Source organism: Levilactobacillus wangkuiensis (genome assembly GCF_016861605.1).
GTDB lineage: Bacteria > Bacillota > Bacilli > Lactobacillales > Lactobacillaceae > Levilactobacillus > Levilactobacillus wangkuiensis.
On sequence record NZ_BOLM01000034.1, the window covers coordinates 1 to 12,895 of the forward strand.

The 12,895-nt window shown below is 51.7% G+C and carries 11 protein-coding genes; 4 read left to right on the top strand and 7 right to left on the bottom strand.

Annotated elements, in window-relative coordinates; genetic code table 11:
• Positions 1–276: 276 nt before the first annotated feature.
• On the bottom strand, positions 277–1,326 hold the full coding sequence (locus JUF13_RS13845) for an AI-2E family transporter (protein WP_203640157.1): 1,050 nt from the start codon (positions 1,324–1,326) through the stop codon (positions 277–279).
• 84 nt (positions 1,327–1,410) lie between these two features.
• Positions 1,411–2,010: a DUF1054 family protein gene (locus tag JUF13_RS13850; RefSeq protein WP_203640158.1), complete on the bottom strand. Its 600-nt coding sequence runs from the start codon at positions 2,008–2,010 to the stop codon at positions 1,411–1,413.
• A gap of 75 nt (positions 2,011–2,085) precedes the next feature.
• On the opposite strand from JUF13_RS13850, the gene JUF13_RS13855 reads away from it, so the two are divergent.
• The 4 genes from JUF13_RS13855 (at position 2,086) to JUF13_RS13870 (ending at position 5,751) form a co-directional block, all read left to right on the top strand.
• On the top strand, positions 2,086–2,541 hold the full coding sequence (locus tag JUF13_RS13855) for a YueI family protein (protein ID WP_203640159.1): 456 nt from the start codon (positions 2,086–2,088) through the stop codon (positions 2,539–2,541).
• A 43-nt stretch (positions 2,542–2,584) separates the two neighbouring features.
• Positions 2,585–3,835 (top strand): replication-associated recombination protein A, encoded by a 1,251-nt coding sequence (locus tag JUF13_RS13860; RefSeq protein ID WP_203640163.1) that lies wholly within the window; start codon positions 2,585–2,587, stop codon positions 3,833–3,835.
• A gap of 1,053 nt (positions 3,836–4,888) precedes the next feature.
• Positions 4,889–5,176: a hypothetical protein gene (locus tag JUF13_RS13865; protein WP_203640160.1), complete on the top strand. Its 288-nt coding sequence runs from the start codon at positions 4,889–4,891 to the stop codon at positions 5,174–5,176.
• A 95-nt stretch (positions 5,177–5,271) separates the two neighbouring features.
• Complete coding sequence (locus tag JUF13_RS13870) at positions 5,272–5,751, top strand: universal stress protein (RefSeq protein WP_125766025.1); 480 nt, start codon at positions 5,272–5,274, stop codon at positions 5,749–5,751.
• A gap of 108 nt (positions 5,752–5,859) precedes the next feature.
• Here the strand turns inward: JUF13_RS13870 and JUF13_RS13875 are convergent, their stop codons facing one another.
• From JUF13_RS13875 to JUF13_RS13895, 5 genes are all read right to left on the bottom strand, one after another.
• Positions 5,860–6,720 (bottom strand): helix-turn-helix transcriptional regulator, encoded by an 861-nt coding sequence (locus tag JUF13_RS13875; RefSeq protein ID WP_125766026.1) that lies wholly within the window; start codon positions 6,718–6,720, stop codon positions 5,860–5,862.
• Positions 6,721–7,139: 419 nt separating this feature from the next.
• Complete coding sequence (locus JUF13_RS13880) at positions 7,140–8,744, bottom strand: glycerophosphodiester phosphodiesterase (protein ID WP_236002707.1); 1,605 nt, start codon at positions 8,742–8,744, stop codon at positions 7,140–7,142.
• Positions 8,745–8,816: 72 nt separating this feature from the next.
• Positions 8,817–9,959 (bottom strand): D-alanine--D-alanine ligase family protein, encoded by a 1,143-nt coding sequence (locus tag JUF13_RS13885; protein ID WP_203640161.1) that lies wholly within the window; start codon positions 9,957–9,959, stop codon positions 8,817–8,819.
• 75 nt (positions 9,960–10,034) lie between these two features.
• Positions 10,035–11,006 carry a DUF2785 domain-containing protein gene (locus tag JUF13_RS13890; protein ID WP_203640162.1) on the bottom strand — a complete coding sequence of 324 codons (972 nt, stop codon included), beginning with the start codon at positions 11,004–11,006 and terminating at the stop codon, positions 10,035–10,037.
• Positions 11,007–11,095: 89 nt separating this feature from the next.
• A complete protein-coding gene (locus tag JUF13_RS13895; RefSeq protein WP_125766029.1) occupies positions 11,096–11,944 on the bottom strand; it encodes an SPFH domain-containing protein in 849 nt (282 codons plus the stop codon).
• Between the last annotated feature and the right edge of the window lie 951 nt (positions 11,945–12,895).

Sequence of the window (12,895 nt, forward strand, 5' to 3'; positions counted from 1 at the left end):
TGGGACATATCATTCTTCTCGCTTTCAATTGGTTTTCGTCGACTTGATTGTAGCACAGAGGTGGTATGCCTCTTTTTAATGCAAAAATGGTGTCAATGGATTTCTCCATCAACACCAAATATCATAGAACCTTTATTTTGGCATTTTTGAATACTAACGGTTGTAAGTCTCAGTCAATTTAGATATGAGTGATTTGATTTTGTTAGAATTTCACGGCAGTTAGCTGAACCATTCCGTAAAAAAATGAGGCCCTAACCAGTAGGACCTCATTTTTGATTACGCTGTTTTATTCGGTTCCGGTTTCGACGTCACTCGCTTGGGCTTCAACTGCACATCGAACACGTCCAGGAAGAACGCCACCAGGGGCACCCCGACAATCAGGCCCCAGGCGCCAAAGAGCTGTTCGCTGACAATCAAGGCGATGAATGTCACGAAGATTGGCAGGTTCGTGGCGTTGGCCATTAACCGGGGATGCAGGAAGTAGGATTCAAACATGTGAATCAAGATGACCAGCACTAAAACTTCGATGACCCGAATCAGCCCACCGGTCAGGAAGGCCACGATGGTCAGTGGAATCAGGGAAATCAGCACCCCGGCAACCGGAATCAGTCCCAGGAAGAAGACCATGATGCCTAAAATCAGTAAGCTAGGCATGCCAATGATCCAGAGACCCAAGACCATCAGAATCGTGTTGATGGTGCAAATCACCAGCTGCGTTTCCAATACCGTGCCGAAAATGTTCACGAATTTTAAGATCAACTGGCCCATCGGCACAAACAGACTGGCGAAACGACTCTTGGTAAAGGCGTGGACGAAGGTCTGCAGCTGAAATTTTGTCAGGTTAAAGATAAACCCGAAGAAAAACGCCAACAGAATCGTCTCAACGCCTGAGCTGAAGCGCGACAACTGCCCCATCCCACTGGTCAGTAAGTTTTTCCCATTGCTGATGACCGACGCATTTTGCGACAGGTTCTTGATCAGCTTGGTCAACTCGCTCTGCAGCTGGGGATATGTATCAATTAATTTATCAATCGTGTTCGGCAGGTTCGAGGCCTCCGACACCAGCGGCGGGATAATCTGCGAAAAGGCCGCCACCAAGATTCCCAGGAATAGCACGTACACCAACAGTGTCGCCCACAGGTGATGTAGGTGCAGATGCCGCTCGATACCCCCGATTGCGGCATTTCCCAAATAAATAAAAATCACCGTAAACAAGGCCAGTGACAAAAAGGCGTGCGCCTGCCACGCAATAAATATCAGCAAGATTAACGCGATGTACATCATCGTCAGCGGGTTCTGCCACACCCGTTTTAGAAACGCTACCACAAAAACTCCCCCTTCGAGCTTGGGTCATGTCGCCAACTGGCGCATCCCCCGATAAGCTCCGATTATTTTGAGCTTACCGCTAAACTAAATCCGAATCAATTGATCATACAGCGGCAACAGTGCGCGCACCGTGTCCTGAATCGTCTGAACCTGTTGTGCGGGCGTCCCCGTAAAGAAGTCACTACCACGCAAAAAATTACGCCCAACCTGCCACTCCGCGTGCTTCTGCGGCTGCATCCGCATCAATTCCTGATAAGTCTCCCGCGTCAACGGCCGTCCACAATTCTTATCTGTGTGATCCCCGCCACATTCAAAGCCAGCGGGCAACTGCATCACCGTATCCTCCTTGAGACTACTCAGTAACGCCTGGCGATTCTTGGCCTCCTGTAGTACGGTCAGCCAGATAAAGAACCGGTCATCCCAGAACCCCACCTCAATGTGCGGCAACATTTTGTACCCCCGTTTGGACGTGCTAAATGCCACCCAGGTATCTGGCGGTGGATTCTTTGACCGCCGGCGATGCAACGAAATGTGGTCGTAAATTGGCACGGCCAGCTCAGCGAAAACGGGCGCGAGGTCCGCCACCGTCGCCGTAAACTTCGGGTCAATCTGCGCGCGAATCTTGCCCAATCGTCCGGGTAGCGTTTGGTCATCCCACACGTGAAAATCTTGGTCCTGATACATGCTGAAGCCCCCTTCCTAAACGTCTTTTCTATTCCATGGTATACTTATGGGACTAACTTGAAAAGAGGGAAACTAATGGCTGAGAAGAGTCAAATGGAACAACATTTACAAAATTCTGTCTACGGGACACCGAAAATCAATCCTGACGAGCAACGCCATTATCTGGGCACCTTCCGCGAGCGGGTCTCCCTGGCCATGACGATTGCCGAAGTCACCGACCGGCAAAGTCTGGATGCGTTCATCACAGAAATTTCTGCGCACCCGGACTACCAGGTTATTTTTAACGGTCACATTAACCAGACCGACCTCGCGCCCTACCTCAAGCTGGCGAGCCAACACAACCTTAAATTTACGATCAAACAGGATACCATCTACGGCGTCAATGATACGGACCTTGGCCTAGTGGTGGCCAGCGACGAAGCCATCAACCAAAGTCCCATCAGTCTCACCAAAAAGTATCCGGCCAAACCAACAACCGATTCAACTTCTGCACCCAAGAAAAATTGGTTCGATAAACTACTCGGTCATTAAGAAAGGAGTCTCGTTTTTGGCACAACAACCCTTAGCCTACCGCATGCGGCCACAGCGCCTCGAAGACGTCGTGGGCCAACAGGACTTAGTCGGTCCTGGCAAGATCATTGCCCGCATGGTCGCGGCTAAACTACTATCCTCTATGATTTTATACGGGCCGCCGGGCACCGGGAAAACCAGCATCGCCAGCGCGATTGCCGGGTCGACGAAGTATGCCTTTCGCAAATTAAACGCGGCGACCGACTCCAAAAAGGACCTCCAAATCGTGGCCGAAGAAGCCAAGATGAGTGGCACCGTCATCTTACTCCTGGACGAAATCCATCGCCTGGATAAGACCAAGCAAGATTTTCTGCTTCCCCACCTGGAAAGCGGCCGCATCATTCTGATTGGGGCGACCACCGAAAATCCCTACATCAACATCAACCCGGCCATTCGTAGCCGGACGCAAATTTTCGAGGTCCACCCGCTATCATTAGACGACATCAAAATCGCGCTGCACCGGGCCATGGCCGACGAGGTAAGCGGACTCGGTAAACTCAATTTAAACGTTGACGACGAGGCCCTGAACTTCATGGCCGGTGCCACCAATGGTGACCTGCGCAGCGCGTTGAACGGCCTTGAACTGGCCGCCCAATCGACGCCCCCAGCCGCCGATGGCGAGATCCACGTGACACTCGAAGTCGCCGAGGCCTGTTTTCAACGTAAGGCCCTGGTCGGCGATAAAAATGGGGATGCCCACTACGATGTCATTTCTGCCTTTCAAAAGTCCATTCGAGGCAGCGATACCGACGCCGCGCTTCACTACCTGGCCCAACTGGTGGCGGCTGGTGACCTCCCATCCATCTGTCGGCGCCTAATGGTCATCGCCTACGAAGACATTGGCATGGCCAATTTACCAGCCGCGGCCCGCACGGTTCAAGCCGTTCAGGCCGCCCAGCAATTAGGCCTACCAGAGGGGCGTATCCCCCTTGCCGACGCGGTGATTGAACTCTGTCTGTCACCAAAATCCAATTCCGGGATTGCGGCCGTGGATGCCGCCCTCGCCGACGTGATGAACGGTCACAACGGCGCGGTCCCCGACCGGTTAAAGGATGCCCATTACAGTGGCGCCAAAAAATTGGGTCACGGCAACGCTTACCAGTTCCCTCATGATTTTCCGGGCGACTGGGTCAAGCAACAATATTTACCCGACGACCTTAAGCACGCTGAATACTATCACCCCAAGACTAATGGCCGTTTTGAAAGTCAGTTGGCCGAACAATATCGACGTCTTCTGCAAGCAAACCGACAGTGACTAATTGAAATTTTAATATTTATATGCTACTATACAGATGGTTCTAAGGTGTACGCGTTGTCTCACTACAAGTTGCCGATCAAGTAATCTATAAACGGGATCGCAAAATGCTGGAAAAGATGACATGCCTTTTCACTTGGAAGTCAGACGTTCTAGCTAGCTTTCCCCCCTGCATTGTCATCGCGGGTCAACATGACTAGACAATTAACGGCACCACTTAGATCATCCAAAGCTCTGCTTTGAAGGCCATTCCTTTGAATGGCCTTTTTCTTTTGCCTTCGGTGCCCTTGGACCGTTCTACTGGTTCGGTTCCGGGTCAGGTGCTGTGGTCCGTTCCACCTGCGGCTGTCAGCCACTCCGCACCTGTGGGGACCGCCTGCGGCCTGAGAAGCGGTCCTCCGGCTTGCCTTTGAGCCACAAGGTTCATGTGTCTCAAAGGTCATCCCGTGCTGTAAGCCGGCTCCAAAACGCCGACTAACAGCACCGACACAGGCAGCAGCCTAACTGACCTCCTCCGGTTACACGGACCCCAGCACCTGACCACACGAGCGTCGTAACCGTCAAAAGACCAGTCATATTAGACTTGTACTCAGAATCCAGGTATTATCACCACTGTTACTCAGCAGTATGTAGTACCTCGAATGGCATAAAGTTTTATTATCCCATCAGACAAATGTGGCCACCAACCTATCAGTTACGAACTCTGCAACATCAGTTGAGAAAACAACTTACACAGAAGAAAATCCTCACGGTTGTGGTAATTCACTATGTCAGCCGTGAGGGCAGAAAAAATGGACTCAGCCAGGGGAATTTAATCCGTGGCCTCGCCACGGATTAAATTGGTGTCTTTGAGACTCGCCCTATGAGGCTCAAAGCAAGTCCGGAGACCGCCCTTTGGCTCCGGACGTCCGCCCCTCGCGTTCCGGTCCATTTTTTCTGCCCGGTAAGGCGCGGCTAAAAACTATCTGCCCTCCACAAACCCGTGATGATTTTAAAGGCTGAATCGGGTATACTTAGTCACACAGAACCGAATTTTTAAGGAGGACCCATCTCTTGGCCATTACGATTTTAATGATTTGTTACACCCTGCTCGCCCTTGGTATCGGCTGGTACTTTTACAGTCACCGGAGCCGCGCTTTCCTCGTTTTTCATCCCGAATCATCCCCAGCACTCAGCCGGGTTCTCAACGTCGGCGGTATCCTGATGATGTTGATTGGGATTGTCTCCGCCATTGCCACGATCATGAATAATACCATTTTTATTTCCGGTGTCTTACTGGTGGGAGTCATCGTCGTCATCACGCTACAGCTCATCCTCGCCCACTGGCTGCCCAAGGGGTAACCGGTTACACTTTTCTACGATTTTTCACCATTTCGCTTTTTATTTGCCGGCAAATAACGTATGATAAGAGTATAAAGTAATGAGAGGTGAACAATATGTTACAACAATACAAGCACATTTTAGTCCCAGTTGATGGTTCCTACGAAGCCGAATTAGCTTTCAAGAAAGCGGTCGCTGTGGCTAAGCGTAACGATGCTGATTTACATCTCGTTCACGTTGTTGATACGCGGGCTTTCCAAAACATTTCCAGCTTCGATACCAGCATGGTTGAACAAGTTACGGAAACGGCAAAGAAGACGCTGGACAAGTACGTGGCTGATGCGAAGGCTGATGGCCTGCAAAGCATTGACTACGCCATTGAGTATGGGGCACCTAAGACCATTATCGCACGGGACGTTCCTCGGGATAATGACACTGATTTGATTATGATTGGGGCAACTGGTTTAAACGCCGTTGAACGCCTCTTGATTGGTTCCGTTACCGAATACGTTACTCGGACCGCCGTTTGCGACGTTATCGTCGTTCGGACTGACCTGAATAACCAACCGGCTAAGGTTACCCACCCCGAAGCTTAATTTAATTTTTGATGATTTCTCACGTCGCTGTTGATCAGCGGCGTGTTTTTTTGCGCAAAAAAGACCGGCCGCCGAATTGCTTCGGTTGCTGGTCTGCTAAATGTGAACTTAATCTGCGAACACGGATGAACCCGCGGCCGGTGCCAACCGTTCCTGTAACGGAATGTTGTGTGTCACCAGGGCCAACGTCTTGGCAATCATCAGACTGCGTTTGGCGGCCGTCTTGGCCATCAGGGCTTGTTCTGCCTGTCCCTTAACCTCGTACAAGACATCGATCAGGTAAAGAGAGGCTTGGCGTTTCACGGCCTCTAAGGCGGACTCAACGCTTTCAATCACTAACTGTGGTTGTTGCAGCGTCAAATACATCTGGGCAATTTGATAACGCGCCCAAACCAGGCGTTTGAAATCAATCTCATCGTGCCACTCGAAATCATCAAGGTAGCTAACGGCCTCGCCTAAGTAGTAACGGGCCTTGTCCAGTTCCTCGCGCTTCAAGTACGCAGCGGCCATCCCCACGTTGCCCACGATGGCGTACAGGTCCCAAGGCATCTGGTACGAGCGGTGCAGCAACAGGTTGAAGTGAAAAATCGCTTCGTCTGGCCGGCCATGCGCGCCGAGTTCAATGAAGCCGCGGTAGTAATGGTACCGTTCACGGTCAAAGGCCGTCGCGACCTCATTCATATCGATTTCTTCTAAGGAATCCGCCGCAGCCGTATAGTCGCTCCGCCGAATCGCCAATGAGATTTCGTCAAACTGTTCATCCATGCTACTGCCCACCCCGGCTAACACGTCCGTTAAGGATACGTTGAGTCGCCGGCAAACCTGCAACATGATCTTAATGCTTGGAATCTTGTTCTTCTTTTCCATCAAGCTTACGGTTGCCTGCGTGCAGATTCCGTCAGCCAGTTCTTGCTGTGACATATTTTTTTGTTTTCGATATTGCTTAACTTTATTCCCTAATAACCGCATCTGCTCTCTCCCTCACGTACTGTAACGCTGGTCAGTTGCCAATTCTGATAAAGCCGAACATTACGTCTAAATCGCGTTGACTGAGAGCTCTAGCTGTCGACGCCCTTTTTCACTAGAACTCTTCCCCTGAAAAAATAATGGCCTAGTCCGGTTCCTTTATCATTAATACTAATAATAAGGGATTTATCACGGAATACAAGAAATATGCCAGTTTATTAAGGAACTCTAATCTGTCTAGGCCATTTTATCATTCTAATATAAAAAGAATTATAAACGGCTCTTTTAACCGGATATAATCCTTTAATTAGTTGATTTTATTCGTTTATTCTCCAATAACTCTTTTTAGCCAGTAGTCATTAATCCAGTTAACGCTCATGCTTGTGTCCGACACCCGACGATGCCAGAACTAGCCCCCATCATCACAAATAACTGAACACAAAGTTCTGCAGGACTGCCCACCAATTGGCCGCTGGTCGTTGCCGAGACACGCCCCGCAGCCGGGACAATTCATTGGTGATCTGACCGTCGGCGCCCAACGCCCACATCCGCGTCATGCCACTCCGGGAATCCGGCGTCCACAGGTAGGCCTTCGCCCCCAATTGATGTGCCGCCAGAATAAATTGCTGGCTAACGGATATCCGTTGGAAGGAGTAAAAATCGGCCGGAACCGACGCCGGAGATACCCAGTTAAACGGGGTAATGTAGCCTACCCGTAACTGGGGCGCCGCGCGTTTCACCTGGGTCACCACCCGGTAATCCAGCGAATGGACCGCTGAGTGATCCGCGACCAATCGCGAGCCATACGCCCGGGCAAAGCGCGCCGCCATCCCCTTAGAATCCGTCGGCGTCGTCTTAATTTCTACCAGTAAAGGTTGATGAAGACGTTCTGCCGTCCTGAGATAGACCGCCCAACTCACTAAATGGTCGTGATAGCCATTCTCGTGGACTGTCAGCCGTTGTAATTGGGCTAGGGTCAACGAGTGCGGCGTCACGTTTCGACCTGCTAAGGTGGCTAAATTTTCATCGTGAAGCACCACCCACTGATGATCCCGCGTCTCGTGCAGGTCCATTTCCACGTAGGTTGGACGTTGGCGGCTGACATAGCGCAGCGCCCCCAACGTGTTTTGGACCCCGTGACCGTGATCCACGCCCCGGTGACTGATCAGAGCCATCTGGGAGAACTGGGGTGTTTGGTAAATGGCTTGGGTACTGATGCAGGCCGCAGCAAACACAATCACCCCGACTAACACGCCAATCTGTCGCCGGGGGCCCCGCGGACCGGTGACGGACGGCTGCCCACACCAGCTCCAAACCAGTGTGATCATGCTTAACCCGGTGACCAGTAACAGACCTAACAAAATCAGGCTGAGTGACCCCCAGGCGAGGAAACGCGCACACCCGGCACCTAAGCACGGCCCCCACCACCAATTCAAGCCGACCAACAACTCTGCCCAAATCAGCCAGATCAGTGTCAACCCCGCGGTGACCAACAGTGCGCCCGCCATCTGCCGCCAGGTCCCGGGATGGCTGATCTGCGGTGTCAATCGTCGAAAATGCCGTGGCCCCCACAGGAGACAGTAGCCCGCCACAATCACATAAATAATACCAACCACGATACCGACCGGCCGCCGATGTAACCCAACGGCGTTGACCCACATCGCGGGTACCGGCAACCGGACCAGCAGGCGACTGCTCAGCCCCCAGAGACCAAACGGCAACGTCAGGATGATCAGGCCCAGTTCAACTAACAACCAGGTCCCCTTGTTACGCCAAACCAGTTGCCAGCTTTGCCAGGCGGCCGGTCGGCGACCAATTAGGGTCAGGGCCAGCTGCGTTAATTGCCAGGCGCCCACTATCAGCGTCAGTAAGATCAGGACGCCGCCGGCAACGCGCCACCCAGGCACTTGCCCCAACAGGCGTAACCCCGCAACCAGCAGGACGGCGAGTCCCCACCCCAATGCCAGGTTCGGACCCTGAATGCCAATCGTCCACGCCCGTTTCAGTTCATTTCGCCAAGACTGCACACCACTCCACCCCTTCCCATCAAAAAAAGCCGGTCAGAACGTTTCCGCTCCGCCGACTTCTCGTAAAATCTGTTACTTCTTTGGCTTGTAGGTTGATGCCGCTGAATTGTCATCCAACGGAATAAAGTCATAGGCCAATTCGTCTTGGTACTTGAACTCATCTAAGCCTAATTGAATCAGACGGTCGATCAGGTCGGCATAACTGATACCCGTTGCCTGCCACAATTGTGGATACAGGCTAATGTTGGTGAACCCCGGCAAGGTGTTGACCTCACCGACGTAAGGGACACCATCCTTGGAGACCAGGTAATCGATCCGGGCCATCCCCTTCAATCCAAGCGCAGCGTAGGTATCTAAGCCCATCTGCGTGATTTCAGCGGTCAGGTCAGCGGACAATTTAACGGGCACTTCAAAGGTCACGCCGCTAGCGTCCACGAACTTGTTGTTGTAGTCGTAGAAGACATCTGAATCTGGTACCCGAATGGCCCCGAGCTTGGAAGCTTGTGGCTTTTCGTTACCCAAAATGGAAATTTCGACTTCTTCGGGACCGTCGATGGTTTGTTCCACTAAGACCTTGTAATCGTACCGGAAAGCGTCAGCGATGCCGTCGTCAAATTCCTTTTCGTTACCCGCCTTGTGAATCCCCACTGATGAGCCCTGGTTGGCTGGCTTGATGAAGACGTTATCGCCCAATTTTGCTTGAACGGTTGCGTAATCAAAGTCGTCGCGGTTTTCCGGCGTTAAGACCAAGTACTTAGTATTGCGGATACCGTGCGCCGTCAAGACCTGCTTCGTCAAATCCTTATCAAAGGCCACAGCCGATGCTAAGACGCCACTCCCCACGTAAGGCTTTTTCAGTAACCGGAAAAGCCCCTGGATCGTACCGTCTTCACCCAAGTTACCATGAATAATTGGGAAGAAAACATCGATGTCCTTTGCTTGAGATAAATTCCAAATGGGTGCCAATGGGTTGGATGCGTCTACCTTGGCTTGTTCCTCGGTTGCCACCGTTAATTCGTCTTCGCCATCAAAGACGCGACGAGATGCGGCATCGCTCAAAACAAAGCCGTCCCGGGTCAGTAAGAATAAACTAACGTCGTAACGGTCCTTGTCCATTGCGTCATAAATATTGTGTGCTGAACGCTTAGAGACGTCATGCTCCGAGGAATTGCCACCGAATAATAGACCTACGTGTAACTTGCTTTTCGTTTCCATGTTGTCACTCATCCTATTCGTATATATTTCGGTTAGCCTTCAGTATACCATTTCTCGAAATAATTGAGAATCGATTCAGCCTAAAAAATCGATGGTCGAGTTTAAATATTCTTTAAGCGACTGGGGGAGGCTCTCTTGCAACCGCAAGGAGTCCAATAAACGCTTGCGATTAAAGAACCGATTCCAGCCCGCAATCGTATCCGGCCGGCGATGTAAGGCGACCTGTTGCCGCCAACTCTTGAGCGCCAGCAACAGCGTTTCCTCGTATAGGTCGTGCCGGTTCGCCAATTCCGTTAAGAACGTGGCGATGCGGTCGTTTTCCCCGTAGATCAGTGGCGTGTTCAAGCGCTTGATTCGTTCGATCAGGGTCATCATCAAAAATAACTTATCGGCCCGCGTCAGATTCTGATTACCAGCCAGTACGCTCAAGAGGTCCGTAGCGGCAGTAAAGGCGTGCGCCCACCCGTAGTGGTTCACGAAGCCCCGCGTGTCCGTTTCCAAACAGAGATAAGCGGCCGCCAAGACGACGGTCGGTTGAAGGTCCGGGTCGACCGGCACCTTCTCTGGCGAAATGAAGTGTAACAGCACCGCTAACATCGCCACCCGACCAGCACGCCCAAACACGGCGGCATTGGCCGGCTCCAGGATGTGGTCAAACAAGCCTGCCGGTTCCCGTAGCTTTTGGAACAGATAGGTCAATTGACGGCTGTCCAAGGCATTTTGCTGCAAGGCATCATACAGGGAGAAATTGATGCCCTGATACCGCAGACCGGGGTCGAGGGATGACAGGTGGTCGATCAAGTTGGCCATTTGGGAGCGTGACAAGGTGACCGGCACATTCTCGTTGAGTTGCGACCGCAGCTCTTCTAAAATGTCCTGGATATCATCCCCATCGTCTGGCAACTGGACAGCCGTCCGCCGACGCCGGTGAATGTCGTCCATAATCTTGCCCAACCGGGTACCCAATGACTGGTATACCTCGCCATTACGCACCTGCGTATTCAAGTCGCTGAGCTCCTGCAACACCTGTGCTACCTGTTCATCCATCAAGAAACCTCCATCGTTCAATCTTTTTGCCGCCAGTTACGGGCGCGAGCACCCCCTGCTCAGCCTCACGCTAACCGGGTTACTGCCTGTTACTCGACCATTTTCCCAGTATTGATGACGGGCTGAGAACCCCGTTCGTTAATAATTGTGACCATCATGTTGTTGATCAGTTGAATCTTTTGACTATCGGTTAATTCCAAATTGGTTTCGGCCGCCAACCGTTCGATGGCGCCTTCCGTAATGGAGACCGCCCCTTCGACAATGATTTTCCGCGCCGATAAGATGGCTTGGGACTGTTGCCGTTGCAGCATGGCGGACGCAATTTCCGTGGCGTAGGCTAGGTGCGTCAGCCGGGTCTCGATGATTTCAACCCCGGCCACGTTTAACCGCTCCTGGAGTTCTTCCGTTAAATGGTTGGAAACTTCGGTCGGATTACTCCGCAGCGTCAGTTCCTTGCCATCGCCAAAATTATCATAGGCGTACTCAGAAGCCACGTGGCGGATGGCCGATTCACTTTGAATTTCCACGAATTGTTCGTAGTCTTCCACCGAAAACAGGGCTTTGCTGGTATCGACCACCTTAAACACGATGACCGCCGCAATTTCCACGGGGTTCCCTTGTAAGTCATTGACCTTCAAGATTTCACTGTTAAAGTTGCGGACCCGTAAGGACACCGTCGACTTGTTAGTCAGCGGCACGGTCAGGTACAACCCGGCCTCCCGAATTGTGCCGATGTAACGGCCAAAGAAGGTCAGTACCTTGGATTGATTAGGACTGATGATGGTTAAACTGCTAGCTCCTAAAACAGCAATGATGACCAGCAATCCCCCTAAAACGGGCACCCCGGCCACGCTGAGGTAAACGCCACCGGCCAAGACAACCAGCACCAAAATCAGACCCAAGTAGCCATTAATGTGAAAAACGTTCTTTTCTTCCATGAAGCTCACTCCAATCCCCTTAATAGTTCTATTATACCCGACTAGCCCCTAAACCCCTAAGAAACCGCTAACTTTTAATAATCGTTACCGCCGGCGGGTTCAAGCAGCCAGGCTGGTCAACTTGCCCCGCCTCTGATCACTCACACTAATTTAGCCTTTTCTGATGGCCATCACAGTTTAATCGAATCGATCTAGATTCAGTGACATGAACACCAATTCTACGCTATATTGCTATATACAACTATTACTTATTGATCACATGTCAATACAATTGTATCTTCCAAACATACGACACAATCGAAACAAAAGGCGGCTGCCATGAATTACTAGCCCAACGCCAGCATTGAGTGAACCCGCATTTTTACCGGGCTAAACCAGTCCCAGCCGCAGGGATGGTGAAAATTAGCCCGCTAAGCCAGTGTCAGTGACCAGAGGCGGATCAAGCCAGACAGCTGTGTCGATGGTCTTAGCTGAGCGCCTTTTCTCAGCTTAGAGCATGGGACGACCTTTGAGACCGCCTTATGGCTCAAAGTCGAGGTGGAAGCCCGCCTCTCAGGCTGGAACCGGCCCCACAGCAGGACACAGTGTTAGTGACCAAAACTAACCTCCTGAGTACCCGCCCAACACTCCACCGAGTGAACCCGCTTTTTTACGGGCCAAACCAATGTGAGCCGCAGGGATGGTGAAAATGGGCTCAGCCGTGGGAGTTGCCTTAGCGGGTTTCCCGCTTAGGCAACTGCTATCTTTGAGACGTGGTTTTCGGCTCAAAGTAAGTCTGGAGACCGTCCTTAGGCTCCAGACGTGCGCCCACAACGCCACGGCCCATTTTCACCATCCCGGAGGCGATGCCAACCAACGCCCTAACGCAAACAAAAAAGGGGCTGTGACATAAGTCTCCAAAATGAAAGCTGGTTGAGGAAAATCTTCGGATTTTCCTCAACCAGCTTTTTG

What these genes read in the sequence shown, in the direction of transcription:
- JUF13_RS13870 (WP_125766025.1), top strand. Translation starts at nt 5,272, where the DNA reads ATGTTACAACAATACAAGCACATTTTAGTCCCAGTTGATGGTTCCTAC.
- JUF13_RS13855 (WP_203640159.1), top strand. Translation starts at nt 2,086, where the DNA reads ATGGCTGAGAAGAGTCAAATGGAACAACATTTACAAAATTCTGTCTAC.
- JUF13_RS13885 (WP_203640161.1), bottom strand. Translation starts at nt 9,959, where the DNA reads ATGGAAACGAAAAGCAAGTTACACGTAGGTCTATTATTCGGTGGCAAT.
- JUF13_RS13890 (WP_203640162.1), bottom strand. Translation starts at nt 11,006, where the DNA reads ATGGATGAACAGGTAGCACAGGTGTTGCAGGAGCTCAGCGACTTGAAT.
- JUF13_RS13850 (WP_203640158.1), bottom strand. Translation starts at nt 2,010, where the DNA reads ATGTATCAGGACCAAGATTTTCACGTGTGGGATGACCAAACGCTACCC.
- JUF13_RS13895 (WP_125766029.1), bottom strand. Translation starts at nt 11,944, where the DNA reads ATGGAAGAAAAGAACGTTTTTCACATTAATGGCTACTTGGGTCTGATT.
- JUF13_RS13875 (WP_125766026.1), bottom strand. Translation starts at nt 6,720, where the DNA reads ATGCGGTTATTAGGGAATAAAGTTAAGCAATATCGAAAACAAAAAAAT.
- JUF13_RS13860 (WP_203640163.1), top strand. Translation starts at nt 2,585, where the DNA reads ATGCGGCCACAGCGCCTCGAAGACGTCGTGGGCCAACAGGACTTAGTC.